We start from the raw sequence: 16,403 nt of genomic DNA, 5'->3' as shown, positions 1-16,403 counted from the left end.
CCGGGTCGGTCATGCGCGCACCTTTCGCGGCGGGTACAGGGGGGGTCTCGCTGCTGCGGAAGCGGCAGGCGAAGGCGCCTGGCCGTCGCGATGCGGGCGAGAACGGCGGCGGGTGAGCGCAGAGCCGGGCCGGCCGCACCATCTTCTACAGTCGTGTAGAGGACCAGCGAAGCATACAAAGTCACCACGGTGAAGTCACCCCTCCCGGTTCCACCGGCGACCCGCTCTCCGCGCCGGACGACGGCGTGGGGTGGCTCAGTAGGATGAGAGGCGTGCCCCGGCCCGGCGGGGCGGCAGCAGCGGAGGGGGAGGTCGTCGCCATGGGCGAGGAGCTGAACGCATCGGCGAGGGACCCCCGGGTGCGCCGGCGGGGCCAGGGCGAACTGGAGGCCCAGGTCCTCGCCGTCCTGCGGAAGTCACCCGGCCCCGCGACCGCAGGCTGGGTGCAGGAGCGCCTGGACGGCAACCTCGCCTACACCACCGTGATGACCATCCTCTCCCGGCTGCACGCAAAGAACGCCGTCTCCCGCACCAGGACAGGCCGCTCCTACCTCTGGCTCGCCGCCTCCGACGCCGCCGGCCTCGCCGCCCTGCGGATGCGCAAGGTCCTCGACAGCGAGGACGACCGCGACGCGGTGCTCGCCAGTTTCGTCAGCGCCCTCCTCCCGCACGACGAGCACCTGCTGAGGGCCCTGCTCGACAGCACATCGGACGACCAAGAAGGCTGAGAGATGGGTTTCTTCGTCTTCCTTCCGCTCGTCCTCCCGCTCACCGCACTGCCGATCTCCCGCCTGGCCGAGCAGCACCTCCACCCGCGCAGTGCGGCCCGCCTGCTCACCACCATCAGCGTCGTGATGGCCGTGTGCAGCGCACTGTGCCTCGGGCTGCTCGGCGTGGTCGGCACCGCGCAGATCCCCGGCAACCCGCTCCCCGACAGCTGGTCGGACCCGGAGGTCCGGGCGGCCGTACCGTTCCACGAGATCGTGGGCACCGCCGCACTCTGCCTCCTCGGACTGCTCATCGCGGCCTGCGCCCTGATCGCCGTCCGCCACCTGCGGATCCGCTCCCGCGCCCGACGGGCCCTCGCCACGGCACCCGGCGACCTCGACCTCGCCGTCCTGCCCGACGACAGTCCGTACGCCTACGCGCTGCCCGGCGCACCCGGACGGATCGTCGTCTCCACCGGCATGCTCGACAGCCTCAGCTGCGACGAACGCGAAGCCCTGCTCGCCCACGAACGGGCCCACCTCGCCAACCACCACCACCGCTACCTGCTCGCCACCCAGCTCGCCAGCTGCGCCAACCCCTTCCTGCGGCCGCTGCAGCAGGCCGTCGCCTACGGCGCCGAACGGTGGGCCGACGAGGAGGCCGCCCAGGCGGTCGGCGACCGCCGCCTGACCGCCCGCGCCGTCGCCAAGGCCGCCCTGGTCTCCCACGGCGCCGCCGCCCACGGCCTCGGCGCCTCCCCACTCGCCGCCTTCGCCGCGCCCGGCCCGATCCCGCGCCGCGTGGCCGCGCTCCTCGGCCCCGTCCCCACCAGCGCCAACTGGCCCCCCGCCCACAGCCCGGCCGGCCTCGCCGCCATGGTCGCCGCTGCCGGTGCGGCTGCCTCGGCGCTCTCCGCCCTCAACGCGGCGGTCGCGCTGCTGCTCGTCCTCAAGGCCGTCACTCCGCTGTAGCCCTTCGCCCCGGATCCGCGCCCGCCGGCCGGAGTGTGTCCGCGCACGGTGGGGGGAAGAGAAGCGTGGGAGGGTGGGCGCATGAGGGTGCTCGATTTCGTACTCAACGTCCTGTGGCTGATCTTCTGCGGGATCTGGATGGCCATCGGCTACGCCGTCGCCGGGATCATCTGCTGCGTCTTGATCATCACCATCCCGTTCGGCATCGCCAGCTTCCGTATCGCCGGGTACGTGCTGTGGCCGTTCGGGCGGACGACGGTGGAGCGGCCCGGTGCCGGGGCGGCGTCGTTCGTCGGCAACGTGATCTGGTTCGTCTTCGCGGGCTGGTGGCTGGCGCTCGCGCATCTGGCGACGAGTATTCCGCTGTTCCTGTCGATCATCGGAATCCCGTTCGGGTGGGCCAACCTGAAGATGATCCCGATCTCGCTGATGCCGCTGGGGCGGGAGATCGTCTCCACTGACGAGAAGTTCGGGGGCCGCTGACTCCACGGGACGGCCTTGGATAATGGCCGGCCGAGGTCAGTAGAAATTATGAGTGGATATTCGTAGCGGGTGGATGTGAAGCCGCCCGTTGCACGGCGGCGCTGCCGGAGCACCGGTCGAGTCCGCTGGTCGAGCTGGCCCCCGGAGCGGATGGCAGGCCGCCGAACGGGTGGTTGCCGCGTCCGGTTCGCGCCCGTTGCGGCACGCCCGGAGCGGTGCGGCGCCAGGGCTGCGACACGGTCGGGCTCGGCTCGGCCGACACGCCGCACAGGGCTTGGGGTGCCTGTTTTTCAACCGGACACGATTTTCCCTTGCCGATCGGGCGTACCGTGCTACGCTGGACCAAGTTGCAGTTTTGGTTCCCATGAATTTATGTGCGCCTGCTGGTTTCGACCCCGCGGCGCATTTTTTATTTTCTTCTCCGGTTTCTTTGGATGGGTGATCAGGGCGACGACGCGGCGACCCGCAAGGTGCGGGACGCTGGATTCACCTGAAGGAGAAATCAATGGCCACCGGTACCGTGAAGTGGTTCAACGCCGAGAAGGGCTTCGGCTTCATCGAGCAGGACGGCGGCGGCGCCGACGTCTTCGCGCACTACTCCAACATCGCCGCCCAGGGCTTCCGCGAGCTCGTCGAGGGCCAGAAGGTCCAGTTCGACGTCACGCAGGGCCAGAAGGGCCTGCAGGCGGAGAACATCGTCCTCGTCTGATCCGACGGTCGATGTGAGCGGCGACAGCGCCGCACCGAGGGGCTCGCAGGAGACTGCGGGCCCCTCGTCGTCGTCCGGCTCGGGTGCTCGACCGGACGGACGGACCTGCTTCGGTACCGTGTGGGCGGGCTTCCGATCCCGCGTGCCGATGAAGGAGAAGACACCGCCGTGCCGACCTGGCGCCGTACCCTGACCGCCGCCGGAATCACCGAGGCGCCGGTGCGCGCGGTCTACACGGCTGCCGCCCGGCGGGTGCTGCGGCGGGAGCAGGCCCCGTACCTGGCGCTGCGACTGCTGGCGGAGCCCGCGTTGGTGCCGTATCTGGCGGCCGGACTGGCGTTCATGAACCTGGTGGACGATGTGGCCGAGAGCGGTTCCGTGGAGCAGCGCACGGCCGGTCTGCGCCGGCTGGGCGAGCGGACGGCCGAGGCGCTGTCCTCGGGGCACAGCGCCGACCCGGTGCTGGCGGCGTACGCGCATGCGGTGGCCGCGCGCGCCCTGCCGCTCTCGTGGGTCTCGTCCTTTCTGGAGGGCGCGGCCGCCGTCGAGGCGTCGTTCGCGGGCTTCGAGACCGACCGGGACTATCAGGCGTACCTGGACGACTACGCCTGCCCCGGTCTGCTGGTCTTCGCCGGGTTGCAGTACGAGGGCGGGCCGGATGCGCGGGCGGCGGCCGGTTGGCGGCGGTTCGTGGACGCGGCCCAGCGGGTGGACTTCCTGGCCGATCTGGCCGGGGACTTGGGGGACGGCCGGCTGTGCATACCCCGTGAGCAGCTGGACCGGTACGGGGTGACGCGCCGCCAGCTGGAGCAGGGTGCCGACACCGAGGCGGTGCGGGCGCTGCTGGCCGAGCTGTGCGGGCAGGCGAGGGCGGCGCTGGAAGGCTCTCGGGATGTGATCGGCCTCAGCGCTCCGGGGCTGCGGCCGGTGGTGCAGGTGATGGCCGAGTTGATGGAGTGCCAGTTGCGGGCGGTCGAGCGAGCGGGAGCCGGGGCGCTGAGACGCGATGTCGGATACGGCGTGGTGGCGCCGCTCCGGGTGCTCGCGCGGGCCCGGCGCGACGCCGGGCGGAGTCTTCGGGCCGGGTAGCGGAGGGCTCAGCGGTCCGGGAGTGCGGCTCGGGCGTGCCGGACCAGGGAGTTGGCGGCCGGGCTGACCGGTCCGTTGGCGCGCCAGGCGAGGGCGAGGCGTCCGCGCAGACCCGGGCGGGTGATGGTCAGCGGGTGCAGTGTGTCGGGGCGCGAGAGGGCGAGGGACTCGGGCAGGACGGCTGCGCCCAGGCCGCGTGCGGCCAGTTCGGCGAGGACGTTCGGATCGCGCGCCTCGAAGGCGATCTGCGGGCGGAGTCCGGCTGCGGCGCAGGCGTTGTCGAGTGCGGCACGCAGCCCGGTGCCGACGGGGAGGCACATCAGGGGCCGCTCGGTGAGGGCGCCGAGCGTGATGCTGTCGCGGCCGGCCAGCGGGTCGGTGTGGTCGACGGCCAGAACGAACGGCTCGTCCACCACGGTCTGGATGTCGATACCCGCCGGGGTCGGGCCGGCCAGGCCGATGATCGCCAGGTCGATCCGTCCGGCCAGCAGGGCCTGGACCAGCTGGTCGGAGTTGTCCTCGGTGAGGCCGATCTGTACGGCCGGGTGGGCCTGGTGGAAGTCGGCCAGGAGCCCCGGCAGGTCGATGCCGGGTCCGAGCGAGGTGACGGTGCCGACGGCGACCTGCCCCCGGACCAGGCCGGTGAGCTCCTGGACGGCCTGCCGGGCGCCCTCGACGGCGGCGAGCGCGGCCCGGGCATAGGGCAGGACGGCGGCGCCGACCTCCGTGGGGCGCACCGTACGACCCGAGCGGTCGAGCAGCTCCTGTCCGAGTTCGCGCTCCAGCTGGCGGATCTGCGCGCTCACCCCGGGCTGGGCGACGTGCAGCCGGGCTGCGGCGCGGGTGAAGTTGGCCTCTTCGACGACGGCGACCAGATACTCCAGCTGGCGAAGTTCCATAACGATTAATGCTAGCAATCAGAAGATCCAGATGTTGGACGTATGGAAGCCAGGGGGTGCAGAGTAGCGGTACGGCGGGCCGGACAGCGGACGCCGCAAGGGAATTGACGGGGAAGGACGTATCTCATGACCGAGAATGCCGCGCAGGTGGCCGCCGCCTACTTCGAGTCCTGGCGGACGAAGGACTTCGACCGTCTGGGGTCGCTGCTCGCCGATGACGTGACCTTCGCCGGACCGCTCGGGCAGGCGAACGGTGCCGAGGAATGCCGGCAGGGGCTTGAGGGGCTCGGGCGGATCACGACCGACGTGGTCGTCCAGCAGACCTTCACCGACGGCTCGGACGTACTGACCTGGTTCGAGCTGCACACCACCGTGGTGCCGCCGTTCTCGGTCGCGAACTGGAGCCGGGTGGAGAACGGGCGGATCACCAGGGTCCGGGCGACCTTCGACCCGCGTGCCCTGCTCGCCGCGTCGGAGCCCCGCAAGGACGAGGAGTGACGGCCGTCGGGCCGAGCGCCGGCGCGTGAAGCCCGGGGCGTGCTCAGCGCGGGTCGGAGACCCGGACGGTCATCTTTCCGGTGTTCTCCCCGCGCAGCATGCCGAGGAAGGCGTCGACCACGTTCTCGAAGCCCTCGATGACGGTCTGGTCGGCAAGGACCCGGCCGGAGCGCAGGTGCGAGGCCAGGAACTCCTGCAACTCGTCCTGCAGATGGCCGTAGTTGCGCACCAGGAAGCCTTCCAGCCGCAGGCTCCCGCAGGTGCGGATCGTCCGGGAGGTCGGCCGCGGCACCGCCGGTGAGGTGGCCGGCGGCCGTGCCGATCTCGGCATCGCCACCCTCGACACCCCGTGGCCGTCCGGGCGCTCGTCCGGGAACTCCGCTCGGCCGATCTTCCGGACGGACTCGCCGCAGCCGCCTGACCGCCGCCGGTCGCGTCGTCAGTCGACCGGCGGCAGCGACTCGCGCAGTATGCGGAACTCGGCCGCCAGGCCGTCCAGCGTGTAATGGGCGTTCAGGCCGCTGGGGTTGGGCAGTACCCAGACCTCGGTGCCGCCGATCCGATCCGGCTGGCAGCCGATCCGGGCCCGCGGCCGGCCGAAGCCCGTACGGTAGGCGCCGATCCCCAACACGGCCAGTGCGTAGGGGCGTAGCCGCTCCACCCGCTCCACCAGTGCGGCGCTGCCCTGTCGGTACTCCTCGGCGCTCAGCTCGTCGGCCTTCGCGGTGGTGCGGGCGACGACGTTGGTGATGCCCAGGCCCAGTGCCGGCAACTCCCCCTGCTCGTCCGGCCGGAGCAGGCGGGGAGTGAAGCCGGAGCGGTGCAGCGCGGGCCAGAAGCGATTGCCTGGACGGGCGAAGTGATGGCCGGTGGCACCCGACCAGAGCCCGGGGTTGATCCCGCAGAAGAGCACTCGCAGTCCCGGGGCGGTGACATCGGGGATGGTCGTGCCGTGGGCGGCGGCGAGCTGTTCGGCGGTGGGGCGGACGGTCCTGGTCGGGTTTGTCATCGGGCCAGTCTGCCCGGCGCGGGCTTCGGCCTCCCATTCCCGGTTCCTGGCTTAAGATCTAATAAATACTCAGTTCGATTATTTCTGTGGTCCGGCATGGCGCGAGTAGCGCAGAATGACTGAGTGTCATACGAACTCAGAGCGCTGATCGCCACTGCCGAACTGGCCAGTGTGGTGGCCGCGGAGGTCCGGCTCGCGCGGGCCGTGCGGCTGGAGCAGGAACTGGCGCTGATCCCGATGACGGATGCGCTCCTCGCCGCCCTCCATCAGCCCGAGGGTGCTGTCGTGCCGGGCTTCGGGTTCTTCCCCGGCGGCTTCGGCCACCGGCTGGGGGCCTGGTCCAAGGCCGGTCCGGTCGCCTATGTCGAGGCCGACTACTTCGGTGGCCACGGCAGTCAGCAGGCGGCGGTCTGGGTGGACGGGAAGATCGAACTCGGCCCGCTGGCCAGCGCGCCGGGCGAGCCCTTCCCCGCCGAGGGCAGTCCGATATCCCGAGTGCTGCGCCGGCTCGGCGCACACTCCTCCTGCGGGGGCGACGAGTTCGAGGCGGTCGGTCTCGGACGGCACCGCCACCTGGAGGGCTGGCTGGGGCACTGACCCGGCCTCACCCGGCGTGCTCCGAGCTCGGCGCCGCCGGGGCATGGCGCCATTCGGCGTACATTCCGTGTGCGAGCGGTGGCCGGGCCGTACGGGGTGGCCCAACGTGTGGGGCAGGCGAAATGCCTGAACCTCACCGAAAGGAAGACGCAACTCGTGCGCGCCTCCCGGACGCCGTCCAGGGCCTGCCGGGCAGGCTGCCGGCCTCACCGGCACCTGACCGGAGTGGTCGCGCCTCGGCCCCGGACCGTGCACGGTCCGGGGCCGAGGTGTGCGGCCGACGGCGCGACCGCTCTGCGCCGGTTCAGCGACAGGCGCGGGTTCAGCGGTAGTTCACGAACTGGATCGCGAAGTCGAGGTCCTTGCCCTTCAGCAGGGCCTGGATCTCCTGCAGGTCATCCCGGCTCTTCGAGGTGACACGCAGCTCGTCGCCCTGGACCTGGGCCTTGACGCCCTTGGGGCCCTCGTCACGGATGATCTTCGCGACCTTCTTGGCATCCTCCTGGGAGATGCCCTCCTTCACATCCGCGAAGATCTTGTACTCCTTGCCGGAGAGCTGCGGGTCGGCCGCGTCCAGCGCCTTGAGCGAGAGCCCGCGCTTGATGAACTTGCTCTGCAGCACGTCCAGGATCGCCTTGACCCGCTCCTCGCCGCTGGCCTTCATCTCGATCTTCTCGCCCGACCGGCTGATCTCGGCGCCGACGTTCTTGAAGTCGAAGCGGGTGGCGATCTCGCGGGAGGTCTGGTTGATCGCGTTGTCGACCTCCTGCCACTCGACCTTCGAGACGATGTCGAAACTGGAGTCGGCCATGGTGTGTTGGTCTCCTTGATGCTCTGGCTTCACTGTCCGCGCCCGCCCGCACGGGGCAGGCGCCGCCCCAGCCTATCCAGCACGGCCCCCGCCCGCCCCCGACAGCCACGCGGCCCGCGTGATCGTCACGGGGCCTATCGAGTGGCGAACCACCCCCACCCATCAGGTATGGTTTACCACGTCGAACGGGGCGAGCCCCGGGAGGCGCAATCCCTGGCTGGTTGCCCGAGTGGCCAAAGGGAGCAGACTGTAAATCTGTCGCGCAAGCTACGCAGGTTCGAACCCTGCACCAGCCACCGGATAACGGAACGGCCCCTGATCAGCGGAAACGCCGATCGGGGGCCGTTCTCGTTCCGGGCCGCAGCGGGCCGTAGTGGCCCGCAGGGCCGGCGGGGCCGCTGCTGCGGGCCCCGCCGGACGAGGGGTCAGGCCTGGGTGGCGGCGAAGCGGGTGCTGACGTCGGTCCAGTTGACGACATCCCAGAGCCGGGTGACGTAGTCCGGGCGGACGTTCCTGTACTGCAGGTAGTAGGCGTGCTCCCAGGCGTCGAAGGCGAGCAGCGGGGTGGTGCCCTGGCCGACGTTGCCGTGGTGGTCGTAGACCTGCTCGACGATCAGGCGCTTGCCGAGCGGCTCCCAGGAGAGGATGCCCCAGCCGGAGCCCTGGACGCCGACGGTGGCGGTGGTGAGCTGCTTCCGGAACGCCTCGAAGCTGCCGAAGTGCTCACTGATGGCGTCCCCGAGGGCGCCCTCGGGACGGTCGCCGCCCTCGGGGGAGAGGTTCTGCCAGAAGAGGGAGTGCAGGACGTGGCCGGAGAGGTGGAAGGCCAGCGTCTTCTGCAGGCCGACCAGGCCGCCGAGCTGCTCCTTGTCCCGCGCCTCGGCGAGCTGCTCGATGGTGTCGTTGGCGCCCTTGACGTACGCGGCGTGGTGCTTGGAGTGGTGCAGTTCGAGGATCTCCGCCGACATGGCGCGCTCAAGGGCGGAGTAGTCGTACGGAAGGTCGGGGAGCGTGTACTGACCCATGGTTGAGATGGCTCCTAGTCGCTGTGCTTCACAGGTGGTCGCCGTGCCCGGCCAACACTATTGCGTATAGGTTGCAATTACATCTGAATGGCAGGAGAGTGTTGCGCGGGGGTGGGGGCCAGTCAGCCTCCCCGCTGAAGACCGTCCCGGCGTCCCGCCGGGAGTCCTCCGCCAGAGCTGATCGTCTTCCCGACCGGCGACCGCCGGGACACCTGGCCGACCCACCCCCACCACCCCCTCGGCCCGGTGACGCCGATTCGGTCGCGGCCGGTCCGTCCACGCACCGTCAGGGTCGCGTACGGATCTCCCACCGCCCCGTCAGGGCTCCGTCAAGGAACCGCTCGCGGGCCCTGGCCGCTGATTCGCTGGATGCGTCGAGCCGGACGGGCCGAGCAGAGCGAAGGGGCGGAGATGGAGCACAGCCGGGAGTACGGGGCGGAGCGCCGCCTGGTGGTCGGCGTCAGCGGCTCGCTGGGCAGTCTGGCCGCCCTGCACCGGGCCGTCGCCGAAGCCCGCCGTACCGATGCCGAGGTGCTCGCCGTGCTCGTCTGGGAGCCCCCGGGCGGGGAGCACGGCTACCGCCGCTCGCCCTGCCCCCCGCTGCTCACGGCCGTCCGCGACGCCGCCGTCGAACGGCTCAGGACGGCACTGGACGACGCCTTCGGCGGCACGGTGGCCGATCTCGGGGTGCGCTTCGAGTCGCTGGCGGTCCGCAGCGAACCCGGCTATGCCCTGGTGCAGTTGGCCGACCGGCCGGGCGATGTCCTGGTGGTCGGGGCGGGCGGCGGCCGCAGGCTGCGCCCCTCGGTCGCGAAGTACTGCCTGAGGCACGCCAGTTGCCCCGTGCTCGCGGTGCCGAGGCCACCGCTCCAGCGTGAACTGGAGAGGTGTGGGCATTGGTCCGTCCGCAACCTCCGTACGCTCTGGCACCCGCGAACTCCCGAGACCGTCCAAGAAGATCTCGAACTCGCCTTCAAGCGCTGAGGGGCCGGGCCGTGCAGCTGTACCGGGCCAGGCCCGGCAGCCACTGGTACCGTCCGGTCACCTCCCGGCTCGCGGTGGACATGTCGGGCGCGCTCGGGCTCGTTGGCGGCGCCGCGCTGGCCGGGGCACTCGCCGGGGTGGGGGAGTTGCGGGAGAGCTGGTTCGCGCTGGGCGCGTACGCCGTGCTCTGCGGCGTACTCGGTGCGGTCTCGCGCCCGGCGGCGGCACCGCTGATAGCGGGTGCGGGCTGGCTCTTCTTCGACGGCTTCGTCGTCCACCGCTACGCCCAGCTCGGCTGGTCGGGCACCGGGACCGAACTGGCCCGCTTCGCGCTCTTCGCCGCCGCCGCCCTGCTCGCCTCGCTCCCGGCTGCCCTGCCGCGCCGGAGGGTACGCGTCGAGCGGCTTGCCTGAAGCAAGGGGCAACCGGCGGGACGCGGGGCTGTCGGGCCCCCGGGTTCTGCAGGGGGTGCAGAGCTGCCCGTGCTCCGGGGTGCCGTCAACACGGCGTCAGTTCGCCCGATCGCCGCGTCAAGAAGCCGTCAGGAGCGGCCGGTGAAGCGCCCGGCCCGGTGACGATCAGAGAACACCGACGATGGAGGTCAGGCCGATGCCCGGCACCGACATACAGCGCCCGGCGAATGCCGTCGCTGCCGACGAGGAGCCACCCGATACCGACGCCCGGCAGGAGGACGCGCACTCCCGCGACAAGCTGACAGCCCTCGGCGGTCTGGCTGCACTGTCGCTGGACGCGATGGCCTCCGTCGCCTACGGCCCGGAGTCGATCGTGCTGGTGCTGGCCGCCGCCGGGGCGTACGGCCTCGGGTTCACGCTCCCCGTCACCGTCGCGATCGCCGTACTGCTGGCCGTCCTGGTGGCGTCCTACCGCCAGGTGATCGCCGCCTTCCCGGACGGTGGTGGCTCATACGCCGTCGCCAAGGCGCACCTCGGCCGCCGGGCCGCGCTGACCGCCGCGGCCTCGCTGGTCATCGACTACATCCTGAACGTCGCCGTCTCCGTCACCGCCGGTGTCGCCGCGCTGACCTCCGCCGTGCCCTCGCTGTTCGACCAGCGGGTCTGGCTGTGCCTGGGCGTTCTGGCCCTGGTCACGGCCGTGAATCTGCGGGGAGTCGCCGAGTCCGCGCGCTGGTTCATGGCCCCCACGGCGGTCTTCGTCCTCTCCATCCTGGCGATCATCGTCGTCGGCCTCTTCCGGGACGCGCCCGCCAGTACCGAGGCCGCCGCCGGACACGCCTCCACGCTCGCCGGGAACGCCACCACCGTCGGCGCGCTGCTGCTGCTCAAGTCCTTCGCGGCCGGCTGTTCGGCGCTGACCGGTGTCGAGGCGGTGGCCAACGCCGTCCCGTCCTTCCGTACGCCGCGGGTCAAGCGCGCCCAGCACACCGAGGTCGCGCTGGGCGCGCTGCTCGGTGTGATGCTGATCGGCCTCGCCGTGCTGATCGGCCGCTTCCACCTCCAGCCGGTCGAGGGCGTCACCGTGCTCGCCCAGCTGGCGGACGCCTCGCTCGGCCACGGCTTCGGCTTCTACCTGGTCCAGTTCGCCACGGTCGTCCTGCTGGGGCTCGCCGCCAACACCTCCTTCGGCGGCCTGCCCGTCCTGATGCGGCTGCTGGCCCGCGACAACCACCTGCCGCACGTCTTCGCGCTGCGCGCCGACCACCAGGTCCACCGGCACGGTGTGCTCTTCCTCTCGCTGGTCTCGGCCGTGCTGCTGGTCGGCTCGGGCGGCGATGTGAACAGCCTGGTGCCGCTCTTCTCGATCGGTGTCTTCGTCGGTTTCACCATCTGCCAGGTCGGCATGGTCAGGCACTGGAACGGCGAGCGCGGGCCCGGCTGGCGGGGCAAGGCACTGCTGAACGGCTTCGGCGCGCTGCTCACCGGCACCGCCACGCTGGTGGTCACCGGTACCAAGTTCACCGAGGGCGCCTGGGGCATCTGCCTCGCCCTGCCGCTGCTGGTCGTCCTCTTCGAGCTGGTGCACCGCACCTACGCCCGGATCGGCGAGCGGCTGGAGCTGGGCCGGGTGCCCGGCGCGGTCACGCGGCAGCGCTCGCTGGTCGTCGTCCCGGTCACCGCGATCTCCCGGCTCACCAGGGACGCCCTCTCGGCGGCGGTCTCGCTCGGCGACGAGGTCCTGGCCGTCACCGTCGTCCACACCGCCCCGGACGCCGAGGACCGGCAGGCCGCCGAGGCACTGCGCCGCGACTGGGAACTCTGGCAGCCAGGGGTGCCGCTGGTGGAGGTACCGGACGCGCACCGCCGGCTCGGCGCTCCGCTGGCCGCGTACGTCAATGAGCTCGGTGTCGAGCGGTCCTATGAGCGGATCACCGTACTGATCCCCGAGGTCGAGCCCACCAGGCTCTGGCAGCGTGCCCTGCAGAACCAGCGCGGCGCGGTGATCGACCGGGCGCTGCGCCGCCGGACCGACGCGGTGGTCTGCCGCCTGCGGCTGCGGATGTAGCGCCGAAGCGGGCGGCGGTACCGGGAACAGGCTGTGCGCAGGCTGGAAACGGCCTGAAAGATAACTGTTAGCCCATATGCCCGATTACAGCTCGACATCTTGACGCAGCCTTAACGCCGGGCCCGCACCCCACCGCAGGCCCCGCCCAAATCGCTTGCGCCAACTGCTCCGACCTGGGGAAACATTGCTCCCAATGGGCGAGTGGACGCCGCGCCGCGCGCCGCATGGGCCTATTAAGACCCCGTATAGGGGCCCTACGCTCGCTGGTGTGTTCAACGTGCCCCAGGCGCTCAAGCGCCTTGTGATCGGTAAGGCCATGCGCAGCGAGGAGCTGGGCGAGACGCTGCTGCCCAAGCGTCTCGCCCTGCCGATCTTCGCTTCCGACCCGCTCTCCTCGGTGGCCTATGCCACCGAGGAGATCCTGCTGGTGCTCACCGTCGGTGGCACCGCGTTCCTCTACCTGACCCCGTGGATCGCGGCGGCCGTGGTCGCGCTGATGGCGGTCGTGGTGATGTCGTACCGCCAGGTGGTGCACGCCTATCCGGGTGGTGGCGGCTCGTACGAAGTGGTGACCAGGAACCTCGGGGCCAAGCCCGGACTGGTGGTGGCGGCCGCACTGCTCGTCGACTACGTGATGACCGTCGCCGTGTCGGTGGCCTCCGGCGTGGACAACATCATCTCGGCGTTCCCGGGCATCAACGACTACCGGGTCCCGATGGCGGTCGCCTTCGTGGCGCTGCTCGCCGCGATGAACCTGCGTGGCGTACGGGAGTCGGGCAAGGCCTTCGCCGCGCCGACGTACCTGTTCATCGGCGGCATCCTGCTGATGATCGCGACCGGCCTGATCAAGATGGCCTTCGGGCACACCCCGGTGGCCGCCAGCGCCCAGTACGGCATCGCGCCGATCGACCACAACGACACCCTGAAGGGCATCGGCCTGCTGATGCTCGGCCTGCGCGCCTTCGCCTCGGGCTGTACCGCGCTGACCGGGGTCGAGGCGATCTCCAACGGTGTGCCGGCCTTCCGGGCGCCGAAGGCGAAGAACGCCGCCCGCACCATGAGCGCGATGGGCATCATCGCCGTGGTGATGTTCATCGGCGTGACCGTGCTGGCGCTGGTCGCCAAGGTGCACAAGACCGATGACAGCTGCCAGCTGATCGGGTACGTCGGCGACTGCCACAGCTACTCCCAGCCGACCGTGATCGCCCAGCTGGCCTCGGCGATCTTCGGCGGCGACCACAGCATCATGTTCTACGTGATCCAGGCGGCCACCGCGCTGGTCCTGGTCCTGGCCGCGAACACCGCCTTCAACGGCTTCCCGCTGCTCGGCTCGATCCTCGCCCAGCACAGCTACCTGCCCCGGCAGATGCACACCCGAGGCGACCGGCTGGCCTTCTCCAACGGCATCATCGCGCTGGCAGTGGTCAACATCGCGCTGCTGTGGGCCTACAAGGCGAACGTCAACAACCTGATCCACCTGTACATCCTGGGTGTGTTCACGTCGTTCACGCTGTCCCAGATCGGCATGGTCCGGCACTGGAACGAGGTCCTGGGCACCGAGACCGACCCTGCGGTCCGTGGCTCGGCCCAGCGCTCGCGCGTGATCAACGCCTTCGGTGCGCTGACCACCGGTCTGGTGCTGGTGATCGTCATGGCCACCAAGTTCACCCAGGGCGCCTGGCTCGCCGTGGTCGCCGCGCTCGTGCTGTTCGTGATGATGCGCGGCATCCGCAGGCACTACGACTCGGTCGCCGACGAGCTGGCCGTGGAGGACCCCCGCGAGGAGTCGGTCCGCCCGTCCAAGGTCCATGGCATCGTCCTGGTCTCCAAGCTGCACCGGCCCACCCTGCGCGCCCTCGGCTACGCCCAGGCCTTCCGGCCCGACGCACTGGAGGCCGTCTCCGTCGCGGTCGACAAGGACGCGACCAAGGAGCTGGAGGAGCACTGGGACCAGTACGACATCCAGGTCCCGCTCAAGGTGCTGGACTCCCCTTACCGTGAGATCACCAAGCCGGTGGTCGCCTACGTCCGCTCGATCCGCCGCACCAGCCCGCGGGACGCGATCGCCGTCTTCATCCCGGAGTACGTGGTCGGCCACTGGTGGGAGCACCTGCTGCACAACCAGTCGGCGCTGTGGTTGAAGAGCCGCCTGCTCTTCACCCCCGGCGTGATGGTGATCAGCGTGCCCTGGCAGCTCACCTCCGCCCGCCGGGCCGACCACCCGTCCCGCCGCGCCCCGGGCTCGGTCCGCCGTGGCGAGCCGGCGATCAAGTCGGAGCACGAGAAGCTCCCGGCCCCCGAGAACGTCTGACGTACGGCCGGCGAGGCCCCGGACAGCACCGCTGTCCGGGGCCTCGTGCGTCAACGGGGTGTCAAGAGCGGTCCGCCACCCGCCAAGGGGGCGTCAGGAGCCGCGTGGCAGCCCTCGGCGGCGCATAGCGTCGTCCTCGAAGGCCGGAGCCGCTCCGTGGGGGATGCGGCAGCCGGCCGCACGGTGGGCGTGGGGGTCCACCGGCCGCGTTGCCCAAGCGGCAGATCGGGCGCCGCCGTACCGGGGAGACGGGTACGGCGGCGGCCCAGGCATCGCCGCAGCTCTGAGAGCCAAAGCTTTGCGCGCCGCGGTCCTGAGGGCCGCAGTCTGCGACAGCAGCGCGCCGACCACGCGGTATCCACCCCCCGCCGCGGCGGCTCAGCCCGGGCTGCTCTGGCGGGGCAGCGCGAGGGCGACGGTGTCCGCGAACTCCCTTACCGCGCTGGTGCGGCTGACGATCCGCCCGCTGTGCACCACCAGCCGGCTGTGCCCGCCGGCCAGCGCCCCGGCGAGGCTGTCGCCGCGTACCGCGAGCAGCTCGGCGGGGAACCCCGCGTCCACCCGGACCGGGGGCAGACCGAGGGTGATCCTGGCCTGGTTGCTGACCGCCTCGTACGCGGCCTCAGGGTCCAGCGTGCCGCCCGCCGCCAGCAGGTAGGCGGCCTCCAGCGGGTCGGCCCGGCCGACCGGGTTGCTGAGGTCGCGCAGGGCGCCGCTGCCCGCCGCGAACGGCACCCTGGCCTCGGCCAGCTCCCGCACCAGTGAAGGCCGCAGGCCCGGGGCCGGGCCTTCGAGGCCGGTGCAGCAGCCGTTCTGCGGCAGGCAGACGAGCCGGATGCCGCTGGTGGCCAGCACGGCGGAGCCGCCGGGTGCCAGGGCGCTGCACGGGCCGAGGGTGATCCGGGGGCGCAGCGGGGCGAGGGCGCCCGCGAGCCGGGCCAGCTGCGCCGGGTCGGCGGCGGCGGTGTGCAGGTCCACGGGGCAGTCGGCCTCGCGGGCGGCGTCCAGCAGCACCTGGACGTAGCCGACCGGGTCGGGGTCGAGGTCGGGACAGCCTCCGGCGGCGGTGGCGCCGAGCCTGAGGGCCTCCCGCAGCTGGGCCCGTCCGTCCGCCCCGGCGAGGCCCGTGAGCAGTCGGGGCATCGCGACCGCCTGGAGCTCGGCGAGCCCGCGCAGCGCCTGCCGGGCGGTGAGTACGGCCTCCAGGCGACGCAGGCCGTGGACGTCGCCGATCCGGACGTGGGTGCGCTGGGCGGTGGCGCCGTAGCCAAGCGAGGTGAGGGCGGCCTCGGTGACCCGGCGGACCAGATCGGGCGCCTTCTCCGAGGGCGGGGCGGCCAGGGCGGCGGAGAAGGCGGCGTCGTAGTGGGCGTGCGCCTCCGCCGGGGCGGGGAGCAGCAGGTAGCCGCCGAGGTCGATCCGGGCCCCAGTGGTGGAGGTCGGGCTGCCGGGGAGGGCGGGCAGCGGGCCGAGGCTGCCGGTGGTGCCGACGGCCTGGATCCGGTCGCCGCTGATCCGGACGTCCACCACCCGGCCGTCGGCCAGCCTGGCGCCGGCGAGCAGCAGGACGGGCCCGTGGCTGAGCGGCCCCTCCTGCCCCACCCCGGGGCAGGAGGGCGGGTTGCCGGCTCGGCCGGGCCCCGGGCCGTCGGCGGGTGTTCTGTCAGCGCTCATCGGCCGGCTCCTCGCTGTCCGACGGCCCAGGGGCGCCCCGCGAGCCGCAAGATCACTGAGGGTCGAGCCTATGGGGAATGGGGGCGGGGCGCTCGGAGGCTGGCAAAAGTCGTATCGGGTCGGGCCGTGGGTTCTCAGGCGCGCCTCGAACGCG

16 protein-coding genes, 1 tRNA gene and 2 pseudogenes are annotated in these 16,403 nt (G+C 71.6%); 13 read left to right on the top strand and 6 right to left on the bottom strand.

Going from position 1 to position 16,403, the window contains the following annotated elements:
- Positions 1-320 precede the first annotated feature (320 nt).
- The 5 genes from P3T39_RS06370 (at position 321) to P3T39_RS06350 (ending at position 3,960) form a co-directional block, all read left to right on the top strand.
- Positions 321-728 carry a BlaI/MecI/CopY family transcriptional regulator gene (locus P3T39_RS06370; protein ID WP_280696384.1) on the top strand — a complete coding sequence of 136 codons (408 nt, stop codon included), beginning with the start codon at positions 321-323 and terminating at the stop codon, positions 726-728.
- Between the two features lie 3 nt (positions 729-731).
- Positions 732-1,679 (top strand): M56 family metallopeptidase, encoded by a 948-nt coding sequence (locus tag P3T39_RS06365; RefSeq protein ID WP_280696338.1) that lies wholly within the window; start codon positions 732-734, stop codon positions 1,677-1,679.
- 81 nt (positions 1,680-1,760) lie between these two features.
- On the top strand, positions 1,761-2,162 hold the full coding sequence (locus tag P3T39_RS06360; RefSeq protein ID WP_280696337.1) for a YccF domain-containing protein: 402 nt from the start codon (positions 1,761-1,763) through the stop codon (positions 2,160-2,162).
- 505 nt (positions 2,163-2,667) lie between these two features.
- Positions 2,668-2,871: a cold-shock protein gene (locus tag P3T39_RS06355; RefSeq protein ID WP_280696336.1), complete on the top strand. Its 204-nt coding sequence runs from the start codon at positions 2,668-2,670 to the stop codon at positions 2,869-2,871.
- Between the two features lie 168 nt (positions 2,872-3,039).
- Positions 3,040-3,960: a squalene/phytoene synthase family protein gene (locus P3T39_RS06350; RefSeq protein WP_280696335.1), complete on the top strand. Its 921-nt coding sequence runs from the start codon at positions 3,040-3,042 to the stop codon at positions 3,958-3,960.
- Between the two features lie 8 nt (positions 3,961-3,968).
- Here the strand turns inward: P3T39_RS06350 and P3T39_RS06345 are convergent, their stop codons facing one another.
- On the bottom strand, positions 3,969-4,859 hold the full coding sequence (locus P3T39_RS06345) for a LysR substrate-binding domain-containing protein (RefSeq protein WP_280696334.1): 891 nt from the start codon (positions 4,857-4,859) through the stop codon (positions 3,969-3,971).
- A gap of 126 nt (positions 4,860-4,985) precedes the next feature.
- Here P3T39_RS06345 and P3T39_RS06340 point away from each other — a divergent pair, with 126 nt between their 5' ends.
- Positions 4,986-5,357 carry a nuclear transport factor 2 family protein gene (locus P3T39_RS06340; protein ID WP_280696333.1) on the top strand — a complete coding sequence of 124 codons (372 nt, stop codon included), beginning with the start codon at positions 4,986-4,988 and terminating at the stop codon, positions 5,355-5,357.
- Between the two features lie 43 nt (positions 5,358-5,400).
- On the opposite strand, the pseudogene P3T39_RS06335 reads toward P3T39_RS06340, so the two are convergent.
- Positions 5,401-5,610 (bottom strand): annotated as a pseudogene (locus tag P3T39_RS06335) (NADP-dependent oxidoreductase); the annotation flags it as partial.
- A 1-nt stretch (position 5,611) separates the two neighbouring features.
- Here P3T39_RS06335 and P3T39_RS06330 point away from each other — a divergent pair.
- Positions 5,612-5,701 (top strand): annotated as a pseudogene (locus P3T39_RS06330) (LysR family transcriptional regulator); the annotation flags it as partial.
- A 95-nt stretch (positions 5,702-5,796) separates the two neighbouring features.
- Here P3T39_RS06330 and mug read toward each other — a convergent pair.
- The gene (gene mug / locus P3T39_RS06325; RefSeq protein ID WP_280696332.1) at positions 5,797-6,366 is read right to left on the bottom strand and encodes a G/U mismatch-specific DNA glycosylase; all 570 of its coding nucleotides are present in this window, start codon (positions 6,364-6,366) and stop codon (positions 5,797-5,799) included.
- Between the two features lie 123 nt (positions 6,367-6,489).
- Here mug and P3T39_RS06320 point away from each other — a divergent pair, with 123 nt between their 5' ends.
- Positions 6,490-6,963 (top strand): hypothetical protein, encoded by a 474-nt coding sequence (locus tag P3T39_RS06320; protein WP_280696331.1) that lies wholly within the window; start codon positions 6,490-6,492, stop codon positions 6,961-6,963.
- 322 nt (positions 6,964-7,285) lie between these two features.
- Here P3T39_RS06320 and P3T39_RS06315 read toward each other — a convergent pair whose 3' ends face one another.
- Positions 7,286-7,774: a YajQ family cyclic di-GMP-binding protein gene (locus P3T39_RS06315; RefSeq protein ID WP_280696330.1), complete on the bottom strand. Its 489-nt coding sequence runs from the start codon at positions 7,772-7,774 to the stop codon at positions 7,286-7,288.
- Positions 7,775-7,989: 215 nt separating this feature from the next.
- Here P3T39_RS06315 and P3T39_RS06310 point away from each other — a divergent pair.
- Positions 7,990-8,070, top strand: a tRNA-Tyr gene (locus P3T39_RS06310).
- Between the two features lie 129 nt (positions 8,071-8,199).
- Here the strand turns inward: P3T39_RS06310 and P3T39_RS06305 are convergent.
- The gene (locus tag P3T39_RS06305; RefSeq protein WP_280696329.1) at positions 8,200-8,799 is read right to left on the bottom strand and encodes a superoxide dismutase; all 600 of its coding nucleotides are present in this window, start codon (positions 8,797-8,799) and stop codon (positions 8,200-8,202) included.
- A 369-nt stretch (positions 8,800-9,168) separates the two neighbouring features.
- Here P3T39_RS06305 and P3T39_RS06300 point away from each other — a divergent pair, with 369 nt between their 5' ends.
- The 4 genes from P3T39_RS06300 (at position 9,169) to P3T39_RS06285 (ending at position 14,575) form a co-directional block, all read left to right on the top strand.
- Entirely contained in the window at positions 9,169-9,783 is a 615-nt protein-coding gene (locus tag P3T39_RS06300) for a universal stress protein (protein ID WP_348534310.1), read from the top strand.
- Positions 9,784-9,794: 11 nt separating this feature from the next.
- Positions 9,795-10,196, top strand: coding sequence for a hypothetical protein (locus P3T39_RS06295; RefSeq protein WP_280696328.1), 402 nt, complete (start codon positions 9,795-9,797; stop codon positions 10,194-10,196).
- 196 nt (positions 10,197-10,392) lie between these two features.
- The gene (locus tag P3T39_RS06290; RefSeq protein ID WP_280696327.1) at positions 10,393-12,264 is read left to right on the top strand and encodes an APC family permease; all 1,872 of its coding nucleotides are present in this window, start codon (positions 10,393-10,395) and stop codon (positions 12,262-12,264) included.
- Between the two features lie 316 nt (positions 12,265-12,580).
- A complete protein-coding gene (locus P3T39_RS06285) occupies positions 12,581-14,575 on the top strand; it encodes an APC family permease (RefSeq protein ID WP_280696382.1) in 1,995 nt (664 codons plus the stop codon).
- A 378-nt stretch (positions 14,576-14,953) separates the two neighbouring features.
- Here the strand turns inward: P3T39_RS06285 and P3T39_RS06280 are convergent, their stop codons facing one another.
- Positions 14,954-16,249, bottom strand: a complete 1,296-nt coding sequence (locus P3T39_RS06280; protein WP_280696326.1) for a hydrolase — start codon at positions 16,247-16,249, stop codon at positions 14,954-14,956.
- Between the last annotated feature and the right edge of the window lie 154 nt (positions 16,250-16,403).

Origin of the sequence: Kitasatospora sp. GP82 (genome assembly GCF_029892105.1) — a bacterium.
Classification (GTDB): Bacteria; Actinomycetota; Actinomycetes; order Streptomycetales; family Streptomycetaceae; genus Kitasatospora.
The sequence above is the reverse complement of the archived record's forward strand: the minus strand, read 5'-3'. Positions and strand labels throughout refer to the sequence as shown.

Excerpts from the sequence above, each read along its gene's own strand:
- P3T39_RS06370 (WP_280696384.1), top strand. The coding sequence starts at position 321 with ATGGGCGAGGAGCTGAACGCATCGGCGAGGGACCCCCGGGTGCGCCGG.
- P3T39_RS06365 (WP_280696338.1), top strand. The coding sequence starts at position 732 with ATGGGTTTCTTCGTCTTCCTTCCGCTCGTCCTCCCGCTCACCGCACTG.
- P3T39_RS06360 (WP_280696337.1), top strand. The coding sequence starts at position 1,761 with ATGAGGGTGCTCGATTTCGTACTCAACGTCCTGTGGCTGATCTTCTGC.
- P3T39_RS06355 (WP_280696336.1), top strand. The coding sequence starts at position 2,668 with ATGGCCACCGGTACCGTGAAGTGGTTCAACGCCGAGAAGGGCTTCGGC.
- P3T39_RS06345 (WP_280696334.1), bottom strand. The coding sequence starts at position 4,859 with ATGGAACTTCGCCAGCTGGAGTATCTGGTCGCCGTCGTCGAAGAGGCC.
- P3T39_RS06340 (WP_280696333.1), top strand. The coding sequence starts at position 4,986 with ATGACCGAGAATGCCGCGCAGGTGGCCGCCGCCTACTTCGAGTCCTGG.
- mug (WP_280696332.1), bottom strand. The coding sequence starts at position 6,366 with ATGACAAACCCGACCAGGACCGTCCGCCCCACCGCCGAACAGCTCGCC.
- P3T39_RS06315 (WP_280696330.1), bottom strand. The coding sequence starts at position 7,774 with ATGGCCGACTCCAGTTTCGACATCGTCTCGAAGGTCGAGTGGCAGGAG.
- P3T39_RS06305 (WP_280696329.1), bottom strand. The coding sequence starts at position 8,799 with ATGGGTCAGTACACGCTCCCCGACCTTCCGTACGACTACTCCGCCCTT.
- P3T39_RS06300 (WP_348534310.1), top strand. The coding sequence starts at position 9,169 with ATGCGTCGAGCCGGACGGGCCGAGCAGAGCGAAGGGGCGGAGATGGAG.
- P3T39_RS06290 (WP_280696327.1), top strand. The coding sequence starts at position 10,393 with ATGCCCGGCACCGACATACAGCGCCCGGCGAATGCCGTCGCTGCCGAC.
- P3T39_RS06285 (WP_280696382.1), top strand. The coding sequence starts at position 12,581 with ATGCGCAGCGAGGAGCTGGGCGAGACGCTGCTGCCCAAGCGTCTCGCC.
- P3T39_RS06280 (WP_280696326.1), bottom strand. The coding sequence starts at position 16,249 with ATGAGCGCTGACAGAACACCCGCCGACGGCCCGGGGCCCGGCCGAGCC.